This window comes from Burkholderia sp. AU6039, assembly GCF_002223365.1.
In the GTDB taxonomy this organism is placed as follows: Bacteria; Pseudomonadota; Gammaproteobacteria; order Burkholderiales; family Burkholderiaceae; genus Burkholderia.
Map to the genome: position 1 here is coordinate 2,574,591 of NZ_NKFK01000005.1, position 15,748 is coordinate 2,590,338.

Sequence of the window (15,748 nt, forward strand, 5' to 3'; positions counted from 1 at the left end):
GATGTCACGGAGAATCCCATGAACACCGCATGCGAACGACAGTCGACGAGGTACGCTCCCCTGCATTCCGGCACGGGCCGATCGGCTGCCGTGGAGGAACGGATCATGACGACCGGCGAACGTTCGCCTCGTTGACGGCGCCCGCCCGCTTCCAGCGATGCGAGTCCTCCCCAATCGCACCATTCGCTCACGCGATGACTGGCGCGCGATCCTGACCGCGCGAGCCGAAGCGCGGCGCACCGCCAGCTTCCGCTGCAGGGAATGCGGCTTCGTGGCCTTCCGTGCGCTCGAACATTGCCCCGTCTGCGGACGGCGGAACTGGCCGTTCGATTCGATCCCCCGCGCACCGGATGCCACGCATGCTCCGCGCGCCTTTCACACGTGGTCGTCGCGCATCGCGCGCGCGCTTCGCAACGCGGCGTTCCAGCAGCCTCGCGCATCGACCGCGCCGATCCTGAGCATCCTGACACTCGTGCTGCTGGTTGGCGGCTATGTGGTGGTCGACCGGACATGCAAGGCCGATCCCGCCTGTCGCGGTTCGAATGATTCGCGCGCGATGGCGAGCGATGCCGCCCCGTACGCATCGAACGACCCCGTGCTGCCGGTCTTGCCCGCACCCGTCTATCCGTTTCATTCGACTGACGGAACGCAGGTGGCGGTCGCCCGGCCGGGCAGCCCGGGCCCCGAGGCCGCCCGCGCACCCGCGGGACGGACGGCAGTCGCGCGAGCGGCGCCGGCCATGCGCGCCCCCGACCGGCCGCACCCCGGCGCCACGGTTCGCCTGGCGGGCTGGAAAGGCAATCACGGTGCCGCGCATCGCCCACATACCCTCCACCGCGTGAGCACGCACACCGCACGTGCCCGACGCCCCGCCAGCAATACGCAGCAAATCGCGCAGCTCTATCGCGGCCACTGAGCGCGCAGGCGCGTTCGTCGATTCATTTTTCTAAACCACCCGTCACAAAACCTCGTTTGCGTCGCGACTCACGCGTGACGTTCAATGGGTCATTCGCCCGCGCCGGCGCATCTCGCATCTCGCATCTCGCATCTCGCATCTCGCATCTCGCATCTCGCATCTCGCATCTCGCGTATTGCGTATTGCGTTCCCGGCCGGCCGCCTGATCCACCGAACGGAGTCGTTGATGAATGCACTGCAACTCGTGGCCCTTGCCGCCATCTGGGGCGCGTCCTTCCTGTTCATGCGCATGGGCGCGCCGGAATTCGGCGTCGTCCCGCTGATCGCGCTGCGCGTCGCGATCGCGGCCGTGCTGTTGTCGCCGGTGCTGCGCAACGCGCAGGCGCGACAGGAATTCCGCTCGCATGCGTTGCCGCTGTTCGTCGTCGGCATCACGAACTCGGCGCTGCCGTTCTGCCTGCTGACCTACGCGGCGCTGTTCGTGTCGGCCGGCACCGATTCGATCCTGAATGCGACGACGCCGTTGTGGACCGCGATCGTCGCGTACGTGTGGCTGCGTGCGCCGCTGACGAAACCGCAGGCGCTCGGCCTCGCGCTGGGTTTTGCGGGTGTCGTCGTGCTCGCCGGTTCGGCAGTCGGCGCCGGCACGCCCGGCGCATCGCGCGCGATCGCCGCCGCGATGCTCGCGACGCTGTCGTACGGGTTCGCCGCGCATTACTCGAAGCGCAGGCTGGCGAACGTCCGGCCGTTCGTGTCGGCGTTCGGCAGCCAGTTGTTCGCAGCGGTCGCGCTCGTGCCACTCGCGCTGCCGATGTGGCCGCACGGCCCCGTTCAACCATCCGCGTGGATCGCCGTGGTGCTGCTCGGCGCGATCTGTACGGCCGTCGCCTATCTGCTGTATTTCGGGCTGATCCGCAACGCGGGCGCGCAATATGCGGCGTCGGTCACGTTCCTGATTCCGATCTTCGGTGTCGTATGGGGCGCGATCTTCCTGCACGAGACCGTCACCGTGCAGACGCTCGCCGGGTGCGCGATCGTCCTGCTCGGCACCGCGCTCGCGACCGGCAAGCTCAAGGGCTTCGCGACCGCCACCGTGCGCGGGTCACGCCAGTAGGTCGCGCGGGCCGTCGCCGTCGTCGTCGCCGCCGATCTCGCTCGCGAGCCAGTCGCGGAACGCGGCGATCTTCCACTCGTGCTGGCGCGCTTCGCTGCACACGACGTAATAGGACAGCTCGGTCGGCCAGGGCCGTGCGAGCACGCGCACCAGCCGGCCGGCCGCGACTTCGTCCCGCGCATAGATGTCGCGCACCAGCGCCACGCCCTGCCCGGCAGCAGCCGCCTTGATCAGCAACGCATCCTCGCTGAAGCTCGCGCCGCGCGGCGCGCGAGGATCCTCGATGCCCTGCGCGCGCAACCACAGTGCCCAATCGGCGCGATCCGCGTCCTGCAGCAGCGGATACGACAGGCAGTCGGCCGGCGCGGCGATCGGGCGGGCGGGATCGAGCAGTCGCGGGCTGCAGACGGGCCACAGCTCGGGGGTCCAGATACGGAACGATGCGTGCCCGGGATAGCGGCCCAACCCGTGCCGGATCGCGACGTCGACATAGTCGCGCCGCAGGTCGACCAGCTGCGCGCGCGTTTCGACGGTGATTTCGATGTCGGGGTACGCGGCATTGAATGCGCCGAGGCGTTGCACGAGCCACGTGTTCGCGAAGGATGCGGTGGTCGTCACCGCGAGGCGGACGACGCGCCGGTTCGCCCCGTGCACGTTCGCCCATGCGGCCTCGATTTCGTTGAAGCCACCGGCGAGCTGGTCGAACAGCGCGCGGCCCGTGCCGGTCAGCTCGAGTTCGCGGCCGGTGCGCTCGAACAGCCGCACGGCGAGGCGATCCTCGAGATTGCGGACATGCTGGCTGACGGCGCCCGGCGAAATGCAGAGCTGGTCGGCCGCCTGTTTCATGCTGCCGCAGCGCGCCACTTCGACGAACGTGTGCAACGCTGCGAGGGGAAGTGACTTGGCCATCCGTGGATACGCCGCCGAACGGCGGCGATGGGGTCGGGAACGGGCGATGATTATCGCAGCAATTGCGCGTCCCCGGGATCGCGGGGCGCCCGTGTTCCGGGCCGCGCCGAACGTATGCGTGGCCGGCTCTCCCCTGCACCTCCCCGACAAAATACGGCGGCCCGTTTCGCGCGACGCGTCACGCGCGTCGAACGCCTGCGCATCACGCACCCGCCCCGGCACGGACGATGCCACCGGCGCACGCGCCTTGCGTTCTGGCCGGTGCGCGACAAAGAATGAAATCGGAAGGCGGCGTGACGACCGTGACGAAGTGAACGGCGCGCGGTCGGCACGGCCGCGCGGCGGTTTCAGCGGAGGAATTCCATGAGCACCGAGAGCACACTCCAGGCGACGATCCAGGCACTCGTTCAGGATGGCAAAGGCTTGCTGGCGGCCGACGAAAGCGGGCCGACCATCGCGAAGCGCTTCAAGACGATCGCGGTCGAATCGACCGAAGAGAACCGCCGCGCATGGCGCACCCTGTTGCTGTCGACGCCGGGCCTCGGCGAATTCGTCAGCGGCGTGATCCTGTATGAAGAGACGCTCGGGCAATGTGCGGACGATGGCACGCCGTTGCCCGAACTCGCCGCCCGCCAGCAGATCGTGCCCGGCATCAAGGTCGACGCGGGCAAGATTCCGCTCGCGCTCGCGCCCGGCGACGAAATCACGCAAGGGCTCGACGGGCTTGCGGCACGCCTCGACGGCTACCAGCGGCAAGGCGCGCGGTTCGCGAAATGGCGCGCGGTGTACAACGTGTCCGACACGCTGCCGGGCCACGCAGCGATCGAAGCCAACGCCGAAGCGCTGGCGCGCTATGCGGCGATCTGCCAGGAGGCCGGCGTCGTGCCGATCGTCGAGCCGGAGGTGCTGATGGACGGCGATCATTCGATCGGCCGCTGCGCGCAAGTGACCGACGCCGTGCTGCACGCCGTGTTCGACGCGCTGCACCGGCACCGGGTCGCGCTGGCGCACATGTTGCTCAAGCCGAGCATGGTCGTCGCGGGCAGCACGCACGCCGTGCAGGCGGCCCCTGCCGAAGTCGCCGAAGCCACGGTGCGCCTGTTGCGCAGCACCGTGCCGGCCGAAGTGCCCGGCATCTTCTTCCTGTCCGGCGGACAGACGCCCGAGGAAGCGACCGCGCATCTCGATGCAATGAATCGCGTTGACGGGCGGCCGTGGGTGCTGAGCTTTTCCTATGGACGCGCGCTGCAGGAGCCGCCGCTGGCCGCGTGGAAGGGACAGGCGGCCAACGTACGCGCCGCACAGGAGGCGCTGCTGCTGCGCGCACGCCTGAACAGTGCGGCCTGCTGCGGTCAGTACGACGCCGCGATGGAGCGCACCGCGTGAACGGAGCCGGGCGAATGTCGCCCGGTCGATCGTTCACGCGTGAGCTTCCCGCCCGGTTCCATCGCCGGCATTGAGCGCGCGCTTCCGGAACGACAAAGGGCCGAGGCGCTTGCACGCCCCGGCCCCTTCGATTGCCGCGCGGTGGTCGGTCGCGTTACGCCGCCAGCAACCCGTGCGGATCGATGACGAATTTGCGCGGCGCGCCGCCGTCGAACTTCTTGTAGCCTTCCGGCGCCTGGTCGAGCGAGATCACTTCGACGTTGACGATCTTCGCGATCGGCAGCCGGTCAAACAGGATCGCCTGCATCAGGTTGCGGTTGTACTTCAGCACCGGCGTCTGGCCCGTGAAGAACGAGTGCGACTTCGCCCAGCCGAGGCCGAAGCGGATGCTCAGGCTGCCGTGCTGCGCGGCCTTGTCCTTCGCGCCCGGATCGTCCGTCACGTACAGGCCCGGGATGCCGATCGCGCCGGCCGGGCGCGTGATTTCCATCAGCGAGTTCAGCACCGTCGCGGGCGCTTCCTCCGCATGGCCCGACGAACCGTGGCCGTGCGCCTCGAAGCCGACGCAGTCGACCGCGCAGTCGATCTCGGGCACGCCGAGGATCTGCTCGATCTGCTCGCCGAGCGATGCGTCCTTCGACAGGTCGACCGTCTCGAAGCCCATCGCCCGTGCGTGTGCGAGGCGTTCCGCGTTCATGTCGCCGACGATCGTCACGGCCGCGCCGAGCAGGCGCGCCGAGGCGGCCGCCGCCATCCCGACCGGGCCCGCGCCCGCGATGTAGACCGTCGAGCCCGGCTTCACGCCCGCGCTCACCGCACCGTGATAACCGGTGGGCAGAATGTCGGACAGGCAGGTCAGATCGCGGATCTTCGCCATGGCCTGATCGCGATCGGGGAATTTCAGCAGGTTGAAATCGGCATACGGCACGAGCACGTACTCGGCCTGGCCGCCGATCCAGCCGCCCATGTCGACGTAGCCGTAGGCGCCGCCGGCACGCGACGGGTTCACGTTCAGGCACACGCCCGTATGCGTGTCCTTGCACATCGCACAGCGGCCGCAGGCCACGTTGAACGGCACCGACACGAGATCGCCGAGCTTCAGCGTCTCGACGTCTCGGCCGATCTCGACCACCTCGCCCGTGATCTCGTGACCGAGCACGAGGCCGACCGGCGCGGTCGTGCGGCCGCGCACCATGTGCTGGTCGGAGCCGCAGATGTTCGTGCTCACCACTTTCAGGATCACGCCGTGGCCGATCGCGCGGCCGCTCGGGTCGACCATCTTCGGATAATCGATTTTCTGGACTTCGACCTGGCCCGGCCCAAGATAGACGACACCTCGATTGCTGCTCATCGTATTGTCTCCATGTCTCGTTGGATGGCGCCGCGGCGCGCCGGCGCCATGCGGCGCACGCGCAACGTGCTGTTCGAGAGTAGTCCCGGAGGCAGGGGCGCCGATGTCTCAAACGCGACACGCGTTTGAACAGCGCCGACATCGATGGCGGAAATGCGAAAGTCGGGGCGGGAAACGACGGGAAAGTTTGGTGCGTGGGGTGACGCGCTGGATGGTGATGGTGCTGGAGGTGCTGGAGGCGCTGGAGGCGCTAGCGAACGCCGCAACGCGCCGGGCGGCGGGCCGGTCGTGACAACCGGCCGCCCCCACTCTCGGGCTGGCGTTACCCGCCCTGATTGTCGCGGATGATCGCGGCCGCGGCGCTTTCCGCGTCGCTCGCGACACCGTCGTGCACGCGCGTGCTGACGGCCGGCGTCGGCGGCTCGCTGTCGAGCGCGTGGCCGTTGCGATCGTGCGTGTCGACCGTCGCGCGCATCGACAGCCCGACGCGCAGCGGATGCGCGGCGAGATCGTGCGCATCGAGCGCGATCACGACCGGCACGCGCTGCACGACCTTGATCCAGTTGCCGGCCGCATTCTGCGACGGCAGCATCGAGAACGCGCTGCCCGTGCCCGCCGAGAAGCCCTGCACGCGGCCGCGATAGGTCACGCGCGAGCCGTACAGATCCGACACGACCTCGACCGGCTGTCCGATGCGCATGTGGCGAATCTGCCCTTCCTTGAAATTCGCCTCGATCCACAGCTGGTTGAGCTGCACGATCGACATCAGCGGCACGCCGGGCCCGACCTGCTGGCCGACCTGCACCGAACGCTGCCCGATCGTGCCGTCGACCGGCGCGACGATCGTCGTGCGCTTCAGGTTCCGGTACGCGAGCTTGAACTGCGCGGCCGCCTGCACGACCGCCGGGCTTTCGTCGACGGGCAACCGGGTGCCGAGCGCGCGTGCCGCATCGAGCTGCGCCTGCGCGGCCGCGAGATTCGCCTGCGCACCGGCGACCGCCGCGCGCGCACGCGCGAGTTCCTCGGGCGCGACGATCTCGACCGACGCGCCCGAGCGTGCGGCGAACGCGCGCTGCGCGAGCGCCAGGTCGGCGCGCCGCGCATTCACGGCCTCGACGTACATCGTGTTCGAGATCTTCGCGTTCGCGACCTGCCGCACCGCCTGCGCGAGTTGCGCCTTCGCCTGCGCGAACGCGACGGACGCCTCGGTGTCGTCGAGCTTCACGAGGGTCTGGCCGGCGCGCACGGCCTGCGTATCGGCCACCACGACGTCGGTCACTGATCCGGGGATCTGCGCGGCGACCTGGACGATGCTGCCGGCGACGTAGGCGTCGTCGGTGTCTTCGTAATAGCGATCGCTCAGCAGCCAGTACGCGATCCATGCAAGCGCGGCCACCAGCAAGACCGCGAAGAACGCGATGAAGCGCTTGCGGCGCGTCGCGCGGCGCGCGTCGAGTGCCGGGTCGTTCAGTGCGGCCGGCGGCGCGGCGGTATGGAGGTTGTCGTGGTGCATCAGTCGCTTTGCGTAACGATCAGACGATCGTGCTGGAACAAGGGGATCGGCGGCATGACCGACGGGCTCGGCGCCGGATTCGCCGCTGCCGTGTGCGCGAGAACGGCGGTGCTGGGAGGTGTCGCGGCGACGGCCGGCGTACGTGCCGCGTCGTCGCGTCGCGTGGGCCCCGCATTCGATGCAGCGACGATCGGTGGCACAGCCACGCTCGCCGCACGCACATCGGCCGACGGCGCCGCCACCGGTCGGGTCGCGGTCGATACAGTCGCAGCGGCCAAGGCCGGCGCGGTAGTCGAAGCGCCTCGCTTGCCCGCCCCGCTACGCGCCCGATGCGCGGCCGGCGCCTGCGCAACCGTCGCACCTGCATCGAACCCGCCGCCCAGCGCGCCGATGAGCCCGATGCGCAGCGACCGCTGCCGGCCGAGCAACGCGATCATCTGCGCGCGCTCGTCGATCAGCGTGAGATCCGCGACGTCCACGTCCTTCTGCATCAGCACGCCGCGCCGGTGCCGGTCGGTTGCGATCTCAACGATCTTCTGCGCGGCCGCGACCGCGTCCTGCTGCTGCGCGACGAGCGTCTGCGACGTCTGCAGCGACGTGACGAACTGCGCGACCTGGCCGAGCGCGTCGTCGACGGTCTTGTTGTACAGGCCGATCGCGACGTCGGCCTGCGCGACATCCGCACCGAGCTTCGCCTTCAGCCGGCCGCGATCGAAGATCGGCAGCGAGATCGCCGGGCCGATGGAACCGGCGAGCGCATCGCGCGAGAACAGCGACGCGGGCGTCAACGCGAACACGCCGCCGAGCGCGACGAGGTTCACGTCCGGATAGAACTGTGCGCGCGTCGAATCGGCATTCGCGAACGCGGCTTCGACACGCAAGCGCGCGGCGACGATGTCGGGCCGGCGCCCCAGGAGATCGGCCGGCAGCCGCGCGGGCAGCGCGCCGCCCGCGAAGACACCAACGCGTGGCCGCTGCAGCGCGAGCCCGCGCTCTGGACCACGGCCGGACAGCACGCCGAGCTGCAGCTGCGCGAGCTTGATCTGCTCGTCGTTCATCGCGATCTGCGCGAGCAGCTTGCTGCGCTTGATCGATGCGTCGCTCGCGTCGTACGCGTTGTCGAGCCCGCGCGCGGTGCGCTCGCGCAGCACCGTCGTCACGCGCTGGCTGACCTTCAGTTTCTGCTGCAGCAGGTCCTCCGTCGCATACGCCTGGTCGAGCTGGCAGTACACGGTGACGATCGCGACCGCCAGCGTGAGCCGCACCTGCTCGGCCTCGACCCGCGCCGCTTCGCGCAGCGACATCAGGCTCTTCGTCGCGGCGCGGTTCTTGCCCCACAGGTCGAGCTGGTAGGTCAGCCCGACGAACACCGACGACGGTGACGTGTTCGGATCGCCGAAGATCTCCACCGGCACGCGATAGCCGCTGACCGACACGTTGGCGACGTCGTCGCCCGGCTTCGGCATCCGCGCGCGGCTGACCGTCGCGCCGGCCGTGCCCGTCAGCCCCGTCAACGAATCGAACTGCTGAAGCTGCGCCTGCGCGATCCGCAGCCGCGCCTGTGCGACCTGCAGGTCGGGGTTGTTTTGTGCAGCCTCGGCGACCAGCGCGTCGAGCTGCGGATCCTGCAGCTGCTTCACCCAGTCGGGCGCGGGCCATGCGCCGTTCACGCCGGGGCCGGCCGTATGCGCGAGCGCATCGTCGGCCGGCGCGCGCAACGACAGCGACGGCAGGAAGCCCGACGGCACGCATCCGCTCAACGCCAGCGACGCGGCCGCGGCGACGATCATCATCGAGCCGCCCTTCATGCCACGCGTCACGTTCGCCGCTTCATTCATACGCCGCATCGCGTCCCTCACCCCTGCTGAACGCGTTGCGCACGCGCGGCCAGACGCGGCCGCGTGCGTTCGAGCGGGCCGAGCCGGCCGAACAGGCCATCCGCGATGCCGAACAGAATGCCGGCGAGCTTCGCGCGCTTGTCGCGTTCGACGAGCGCGATCTGCACGACCTGCCATATCGTCAACAGGTTCGGCACGATCGCCACCGGAAAGCGCAACCCGTACTGCATCCCGAGCTGCACCGCATTGCGCGCGCTGTAATAGCGCCGTTGCCACGAGTGATTCATCGACGTCATTTCAAAAGGGCCGAGCGCATGACGCTGCTTCGCGCCGATGCGGTGCGGCAGCACCAGCGACGGCACGACATAGAGCGGCACGTTGCGCGACAACGCGCGGAAACTGTATTCGGTATCGACGTGATCGATGAACAGCGTCTCGTCGAAGCGGCCGAGCACGTCGAACGCGTCACGCGACACGACGCAGCCCGACGAAATCAGGAACGCGCAGCGCTGCAACGACGCACCCGGCTCGATGCGCAGGCGGCGCAGCCCGATCCCGTTGGTCGACAGTTCCGGCAGGAAGCTACGCGCGTTTTCGTCGAAGATGCGCGGGCCCGCCAGGAACGGGCGCCCGCCAAGCCCCGCGCAGACTTCGCGCATCGCGGGGAAATACGCGGCCGGCACCGACGAATCCTGGTCGAACAGCGCGACGGCGTCGATCCGATCGCGAAACAACGCCGCGAGCCCCGCGTTGTACGCGCCCGCGATCCCGCCGCGATTGCCGTGATGCAGCAGCGCGATGCCCTCGCGCGCGCACAGCTCGCGGGCCCGCGCATCGGGCTGCGGCGTGTTGTCGACGACGAGCAGCGCGTCGCACGCGTGCCGCCATGCGCCGAGCGCGTCGAGCTGTGCATCGCTCGGGTGATACAGGATCACGAGTGCGCCGAGTGTCGTCATGTTCCTCTCCTCAATGCCCGAACGACGCCGCCGCGCCGCGTTTCGGCCGCGTCAGCCACATCATTGCCGCGAGGGCGAGACACGTCATGCTCGCCATCCAGAACATGTCGTTGGTCGCCATCATGTAGGCCTGCTGCATCACGACCTGGTGCAACGTCGACAGCTCGCGCACGCCGTCCACGCCCATCGCGTTCAACGTGTGCACGAAGCGCTGCGTGTTCGCCGACGCGTGCGTGACGGATTGCGACACGACGTCGTAGTGATAGGTCGCGCGGTTGTCCCACAGCGTCACGCTCATCGCGGTGCCGAACGCGGCGGACAGCGTGCGCAGGAAGTTCGACAGGCTCGACGCGGCCGCGAGCCGGTCGTCCGGAATGCGCGACAGCGTCGCGGCGGTCAGCGGAATGAAGAAGCACGGCAGCCCGATCCCCTGGATCAGCCCCGGCGCGGCGATCTGCGCGAACGTCATCTTCAGCGTGAAATGCGCATCCCACGCGAGCACGGCCGCGAACACGAGGAAGCCGAAGGTCGCGAGCACGCGCGCGTCGAAGCGATGCGCATGCAGCCCGACGAGGATCGAGAACACCAGCGCGAGCACGCCGAGCGACGCGGTGGCGAGCCCCGCGTGAAACGCGTTGTAGCCCATCACGGCCTGCATCCACAGCGGAAACACGACGCCGACCACCGAAAAGCTCATCATCCCGAGCGAGATGATCAGGACACAGAACGAGAACGTGCGATCGCGGAACAGGCTGAGATCGACGACGGGATGCGCTTCGCCCGCCTCCCAGATCAGCAGCGACACGATCGAGAGCGCCGCGACCACCGCGAGCGTGACGATCAGCGGCGAGCCGAACCAGCCGCGATCGTGGCCGAGATCGAGCATCGCCTGCAGCGAGCCGACGCCGATCACGAGCAGCACGATGCCCGGCACGTCGATCGGGCCGGCCGTGCCGCGTTGCGCGTCAGGGCGCAGCATCGCGGTGCAGACCGCGAACGAGAACAGCCCGATCGGCAAATTGATGAGGAAGATCCACGGCCACGAGAAGGTGTCGACGATCCAGCCGCCGACCACCGGCCCGAAGATCGGCGCGAGCAGCACCGTCATCGCCCACAGCGCGAGCGCGATCGTGCGCTTGTCCGGCGGGAACGTACGCAGCAGGATCGTCTGCGACAGCGGCACCATCGGCCCGGAAAACAGCCCCTGCAGCGCACGGCAGATCACCAGCACGTGCAGGTCGCGCGCGAGCCCGCACAGCAGCGACGTCAGCGTGAACAGCAGGATCGCGCCGACGAACAGCCGCAACTCGCCGACGCGGCGCGCGAGCCAGCCCGTCAGCGGCACCGCGATCGCAGCCGCGACCGAATACGAGCTGATCACCCACGTGCCCTGGCTGTTCGATACGCCGAGACTGCCGGAGATCGCCGGCACCGCGACGTTCGTCACGGTCGAGTCGAGCACCTCGATGAAGGTCGCGAGCGACAGCGCGAACGTCAGCAGCGCGAGCCGGACGCCACGCACCGGCCGCGCGGCCGGCGCTGGCGCCGGCACGTCGAACGCGGACGGCGCGACCGGCCCGTCGTGAAGCGGCGACGCGGTGCTCATGCGCCGGCCACCGCGGCTTCGGGCCGCGCGGCGGCCTGCCCGTGCGCCGGTGCGAACCGTTCGATGAAATCGGCGGCGGCTTCGCAGCCGTCCCGCTCGGCGGCAAGCAGCGCGCGCGTGCGCGCCGCGTGCACCGCGAACGACGGTTCACCGAGCACGCGCGCGAGCGCCGCGCCGAGACGCGCACCGTCGACCGGGCCGTCGACCCGCACGCCGCAGCCGCTCACGGCGACCCGTTGCGCGTTGTCGAACTGATCGTGCGCGAACGGCGTGACGACCTGCGCGATCCCGGCTTCGAACGCGAGCGCCGCGGTGCCGACCCCGCCGTGATGCACGAGCGCGCGGCAGCGCGGCAGCAGCGTGCGCATCGGCACGAAGCGGCGCACGAGCAAGCGGTCACTGTCCGGCGCCGCATCGTGCGGCGTCAGCAGGATCCCGCGCGCGCCGGTCGCGCGCAGCGCGTCCGCCACCGCGCGCGCGTATGCCGCGTGATCGACGCGTGTCGAACCGGCCGTGAACACGACCGGGGGTTCACCGGCCGCGAGATACGCATCGAGTGCCACATCGTCTTCAGGCGTCGCAATATCGTTGAACAACGGGAAGCCGCTTTGCAGATGATTCGACGGCCAGTCCGGCTGCGGCGGCGCGAACCAGCCGGGAAACAGGCACAGCACGCCATCGGTCGAATGCAGCCAGCGGCCCAGCACACGCCGCGCCGGCGCGAGCCCGAGCGCGCGGCGCACCGCGTTGAGCGCGGGGCCGCACGTGCGATCGAGCACCTGCCGCTCGATCAGCGTCATCAGCGCCGCCTTCACGGGCAGCGGCCAGCGCGCGGGAATCGTCAGGCGCGGGTGCGTCGGCGGCGCATGCGCGGACAGCAGCGTCGACGGCGACACCTGCACCGACACGTACGGCGTGCCGTGCAGCTCCTGCATGATGCGCGCGGAGAACGCCCACAGCGTGCCGACGAGCACCGTATCGTCGTCGGTCAGCGCGCGCAGCGCGTCGTAATGCGGGCGCACCGTCGGCGCGATCACCGCCCACAGCGTGCGAAACGACGTGCGCGAATCCCACAGCGCGGGGTTCGCCATCGCGGCCTCGTAGTCGGCCGCGGTGCCGATCGGCACGAAGGCGAACCCGCACCGGCGCACGGCTGCCTCGAACGGCGCATGCGTGCAGAACACGACGTCGTGACCGCGCGCCGCGAGCGTGCGGGCGACACCGAGCAGCGGATGCACGTCGCCCGCCGAGCCGATCGCGGTCACGATCATCTTCGCCATCGCGCGCCTCGCGGGGTTCAGTAGAAGCCGGGAATCAGCGCCGCGACTTCGCGACGGTACTGCGTGTACGCCGGCCCGAAATACCCGGTCAGCCAGCTTTCCTCGACGCGCACCTTGTACGCGAGCGACGCGAACACGAGCAGCACGCCGATCGCGCCGCGCCATTCGCCGCCGATCAGTGCGGCGCCGACGAGCGCGATCAGGCAGCCCGTATAGATCGGGTGACGCACGAGCCCATACGGCCCCGTGCGGACGAGCTCATGGTCTTCCTTCAGCGTGACCGACACGCTCCAGTTCGTGCCGAGGTGCAGCCGCGCCCACACCGAGAACAGCAGGCCGGCCACCAGCACCGCGAGCCCGCACTGCGCCTGCAGGCCGAAGCGCTGCCAGTCCGGCACGAGCGCCTGCCACGACGGATCGGGCAGGATGATCAGCGCGCCGCCGACGATCAGCGGAATCGACTGCAACGTGCGCGAGCGCGACGCTTCCTTGCGCACGGTCGTCTTCACGCCTTGCGAAGTGGCGATCCAGTAGGCGAGCCACACGGCCCACGGAACGACGATGGCGATGGTCTGAACGATATTCACGGCGGGCCTGCCTCGTTGGGATGGGAGTTCGGGAGCGCCGCGCGTATCGGACGCACGGCGGATGGTGTCACGACGACAGCGCGTGCATCGGTGCGGGCACGCACGACTGCGCGGCGGCGAGCGCCATGCCGGCGGCGAGCTGCGACCCGCCGCAGAAAAAGTCGAGCAACGCCGAGCGCGTGTATTCGCGCTGCGCGCGGCCTTCGATGTCGAGGAAGTGGCCGGCGTCCGGCACCGTCGCGAACCGTGCGCGCGGCACGTGCGCGCCGAGCTGGCGCACGTCGGCGGGCGTCGTGTACTCGTCGCGCTCGCCGTTCAGGAACAGCAGCTCGCAGCCGATGTTCGAGAACTCGCTGAGGTAGCGCTCCGGCTGCAGCGACAGGATCTGGTCGACGTGGAACGCGACCTGGTCCTGCTCGTCGCGCGGCAGGCGCGTGAGATACCGGTAGTTGTACAGCTTCATGATGCGCGGCAGGTAGCGGCCGACGGTGTCGTTCAGCAGCTGCGCGGCCTTCAGGTTCTCGCCGGCCGCGATGTGGTCGCGGGCGCGCGTCACGTAGTCGACCATCGCGTCGTTCAGGAACGGCGAGAACGAGCAGATCGCCGCGCGCCGCACGCTCGGGCAGCCGCGTGCAAGCGCGAACAGCGACGCGACGCCGCCCCACGACACCGACACGAGGTACGCCGGCGCGAAGCGCTCGACCAGGTGCTGCAGGATCGCGGCTTCGTCGTCCTTCGTCAGGATGAAGCAGCCCGGGTTGTGCTGGCGCGACTGCCCCGCATACGGCAGGTCGAAGCAGATCGTGTTCATCCGCTCGCCGAGATACTGGACGGTCTGCCCGAACGACGCGGTCGTCGCGAGCGCGCCGTTGACGAGCATTGCCGTGTCGAACGCCGGGTCGAACACGTTCCGTTCGACGTAGACCTTCAGACCATTCGGCAACGGGACCACGTGTTTTTCGGTCAGCATCGTCGTTCTCCGGTGGATGCGGCGTCTCGACGTCGCGGCATGCTGCAGGTGCGCAATGACTGCGCCGGTTTGTCACGCGCGTCCGAATCGCGCGATTGGCCAATGCACCGCGGCAATACCGGCGGCATCGATTCATTCCTCGTAGTGCGGCGCCATACTAATACGGACAATATTACTGACTCAAGTCATTCCAACGATACCCTCTACTCTGTTAGGAAATACGTCGGATTCAAATTATTCCAGCATTTTTTATGGTAAGCGGAATCCGATCGAGGGCGGCCGCAATCGTTTGCGGAGCGGCAGTCGATCCCTGTTTAATTGACAGATATCCATTTAAAATCAATACGTTAAGTCGTTTCATTCGTCTATTTCAAACGGATTTTCATGAATGAATCGTGACGCTGTTTCGCGTGTCGACTTCTACGCTTAACCAAATATCACACAGCTCATTATTCTTTCATTCCGTAATCGATTCGACACCTGCAACGATTAACCGGATTGATTGCTCGCTTCAGAAAGCGTTTTAAACAAACTCCATCTTTCTTAATCATCTTTCAATCATTTTTCCGCACCTGCACAACGCACGATCCGGGGCCCTCGCTCACCCGCCGGGTACCGTCGTCACCGTCAGACCCCGATTTTTTGTTGATTGAACGATCAATAAAAAACCGCTAAGCTCTCGACTTCCATGGACGGCCCGTCCGGGCGAAGGGAGTCGCGATGCCGAAAGTCGGAATGCGGGAGATACGCCGCGCGCAGTTGATCGACGCCACGCTGCGCTCGATCGACGAAGCGGGCCTGCCCGGCACGACGCTCGCGTCGGTCGCGCAACGCGCGAACATCTCGACGGGCATCGTCAGCCACTACTTCGGCGACAAGGACGGCCTGCTCGAAGCGACGATGCGGCACGTGCTGCGCGACCTGTGGTCGGCCACCACGCGCCGCCGCGTGGCGGCACGCAAGGACCCGCGCGCCCGGCTGCGCGCGATCGTCGCCGCGAACTTCGACGTCACGCAGGTCAGCGCGCCTGTGATGAAGACCTGGCTCGCGTTCTGGTCGCAGAGCATGCACGACCCGATGCTCAAGCGCCTGCAGCACGTCAACACGCGGCGCCTCCACTCGAACCTGTGCGCCGAATTCGCGAAGGCGTTGCCGCGCACGCAAGCGCGCGAAGCCGCCAGCGGCCTCGCCGCGCTGATCGACGGCCTGTGGCTGCGCGGCGCACTCGCCGGCGGCCCCATCGACACCCGGGCTGCATTGAAGCTCGCCCACGATTACATCGACCTGCTGCTCGCGTCCGACTGACGCGCGACGCAGTCGCC

At 68.5% G+C, this 15,748-nt stretch carries 13 protein-coding genes; 4 read left to right on the plus strand and 9 right to left on the minus strand.

The features are described 5' to 3' along the window. Positions 1-157 precede the first annotated feature (157 nt). Both CFB39_RS29270 and CFB39_RS29275 read left to right on the plus strand, forming a co-directional pair. Positions 158-916, plus strand: coding sequence for a hypothetical protein (locus CFB39_RS29270; RefSeq protein ID WP_089475452.1), 759 nt, complete (start codon positions 158-160; stop codon positions 914-916). A gap of 226 nt (positions 917-1,142) precedes the next feature. Next, positions 1,143-2,030, plus strand: a complete 888-nt coding sequence (locus CFB39_RS29275; protein WP_089475453.1) for a DMT family transporter — start codon at positions 1,143-1,145, stop codon at positions 2,028-2,030. On the opposite strand, the gene CFB39_RS29280 is transcribed toward CFB39_RS29275, so the two are convergent. Beyond that, on the minus strand, positions 2,019-2,939 hold the full coding sequence (locus CFB39_RS29280; RefSeq protein ID WP_089475454.1) for a LysR substrate-binding domain-containing protein: 921 nt from the start codon (positions 2,937-2,939) through the stop codon (positions 2,019-2,021). The genes CFB39_RS29275 and CFB39_RS29280 overlap by 12 nt on opposite strands. Before the next feature lie 363 nt (positions 2,940-3,302). On the opposite strand from CFB39_RS29280, the gene CFB39_RS29285 reads away from it, so the two are divergent. Next, positions 3,303-4,325 carry a class I fructose-bisphosphate aldolase gene (locus tag CFB39_RS29285; protein WP_089475455.1) on the plus strand — a complete coding sequence of 341 codons (1,023 nt, stop codon included), beginning with the start codon at positions 3,303-3,305 and terminating at the stop codon, positions 4,323-4,325. A gap of 154 nt (positions 4,326-4,479) precedes the next feature. Here CFB39_RS29285 and fdhA read toward each other — a convergent pair whose 3' ends face one another. The 8 genes from fdhA to CFB39_RS29325 form a co-directional block, all read right to left on the minus strand. Next, a complete protein-coding gene (gene fdhA / locus CFB39_RS29290) occupies positions 4,480-5,676 on the minus strand; it encodes a formaldehyde dehydrogenase, glutathione-independent (RefSeq protein WP_059525191.1) in 1,197 nt (398 codons plus the stop codon). A 322-nt stretch (positions 5,677-5,998) separates the two neighbouring features. Beyond that, positions 5,999-7,189, minus strand: a complete 1,191-nt coding sequence (locus CFB39_RS29295) for an efflux RND transporter periplasmic adaptor subunit (protein ID WP_089475456.1) — start codon at positions 7,187-7,189, stop codon at positions 5,999-6,001. After that, positions 7,189-9,027, minus strand: a complete 1,839-nt coding sequence (locus CFB39_RS29300; RefSeq protein WP_089475457.1) for an efflux transporter outer membrane subunit — start codon at positions 9,025-9,027, stop codon at positions 7,189-7,191. Before CFB39_RS29300 ends, CFB39_RS29295 begins: the two co-directional genes overlap by 1 nt. 17 nt (positions 9,028-9,044) lie before the next feature. Continuing rightward, positions 9,045-9,983, minus strand: coding sequence for a glycosyltransferase family 2 protein (locus tag CFB39_RS29305; RefSeq protein WP_089475458.1), 939 nt, complete (start codon positions 9,981-9,983; stop codon positions 9,045-9,047). A gap of 10 nt (positions 9,984-9,993) precedes the next feature. Further along, on the minus strand, positions 9,994-11,589 hold the full coding sequence (locus CFB39_RS29310; RefSeq protein ID WP_089475459.1) for a DHA2 family efflux MFS transporter permease subunit: 1,596 nt from the start codon (positions 11,587-11,589) through the stop codon (positions 9,994-9,996). Continuing rightward, the gene (locus CFB39_RS29315; protein ID WP_089475460.1) at positions 11,586-12,869 is read right to left on the minus strand and encodes a glycosyltransferase; all 1,284 of its coding nucleotides are present in this window, start codon (positions 12,867-12,869) and stop codon (positions 11,586-11,588) included. The genes CFB39_RS29310 and CFB39_RS29315 overlap by 4 nt, the downstream gene beginning before the upstream one ends. Before the next feature lie 17 nt (positions 12,870-12,886). Next, positions 12,887-13,456 carry an isoprenylcysteine carboxylmethyltransferase family protein gene (locus CFB39_RS29320; RefSeq protein WP_046549619.1) on the minus strand — a complete coding sequence of 190 codons (570 nt, stop codon included), beginning with the start codon at positions 13,454-13,456 and terminating at the stop codon, positions 12,887-12,889. A gap of 67 nt (positions 13,457-13,523) precedes the next feature. Continuing rightward, on the minus strand, positions 13,524-14,426 hold the full coding sequence (locus CFB39_RS29325; RefSeq protein WP_089429040.1) for an alpha/beta fold hydrolase: 903 nt from the start codon (positions 14,424-14,426) through the stop codon (positions 13,524-13,526). A gap of 720 nt (positions 14,427-15,146) precedes the next feature. On the opposite strand from CFB39_RS29325, the gene betI reads away from it, so the two are divergent. Further along, positions 15,147-15,731, plus strand: coding sequence for a transcriptional regulator BetI (betI, locus tag CFB39_RS29330; protein ID WP_089426825.1), 585 nt, complete (start codon positions 15,147-15,149; stop codon positions 15,729-15,731). The last annotated feature ends 17 nt before the right edge of the window (positions 15,732-15,748 follow it).

Bases quoted from the DNA above. Each gene is read 5' to 3' on its own strand.
- CFB39_RS29275 (WP_089475453.1), top strand. From the start codon at position 1,143: ATGAATGCACTGCAACTCGTGGCCCTTGCCGCCATCTGGGGCGCGTCC.
- CFB39_RS29305 (WP_089475458.1), bottom strand. From the start codon at position 9,983: ATGACGACACTCGGCGCACTCGTGATCCTGTATCACCCGAGCGATGCA.
- fdhA (WP_059525191.1), bottom strand. From the start codon at position 5,676: ATGAGCAGCAATCGAGGTGTCGTCTATCTTGGGCCGGGCCAGGTCGAA.
- CFB39_RS29325 (WP_089429040.1), bottom strand. From the start codon at position 14,426: ATGCTGACCGAAAAACACGTGGTCCCGTTGCCGAATGGTCTGAAGGTC.
- CFB39_RS29315 (WP_089475460.1), bottom strand. From the start codon at position 12,869: ATGGCGAAGATGATCGTGACCGCGATCGGCTCGGCGGGCGACGTGCAT.
- CFB39_RS29280 (WP_089475454.1), bottom strand. From the start codon at position 2,939: ATGGCCAAGTCACTTCCCCTCGCAGCGTTGCACACGTTCGTCGAAGTG.
- CFB39_RS29300 (WP_089475457.1), bottom strand. From the start codon at position 9,027: ATGAATGAAGCGGCGAACGTGACGCGTGGCATGAAGGGCGGCTCGATG.
- CFB39_RS29285 (WP_089475455.1), top strand. From the start codon at position 3,303: ATGAGCACCGAGAGCACACTCCAGGCGACGATCCAGGCACTCGTTCAG.
- CFB39_RS29295 (WP_089475456.1), bottom strand. From the start codon at position 7,189: ATGCACCACGACAACCTCCATACCGCCGCGCCGCCGGCCGCACTGAAC.
- betI (WP_089426825.1), top strand. From the start codon at position 15,147: ATGCCGAAAGTCGGAATGCGGGAGATACGCCGCGCGCAGTTGATCGAC.
- CFB39_RS29310 (WP_089475459.1), bottom strand. From the start codon at position 11,589: ATGAGCACCGCGTCGCCGCTTCACGACGGGCCGGTCGCGCCGTCCGCG.
- CFB39_RS29270 (WP_089475452.1), top strand. From the start codon at position 158: ATGCGAGTCCTCCCCAATCGCACCATTCGCTCACGCGATGACTGGCGC.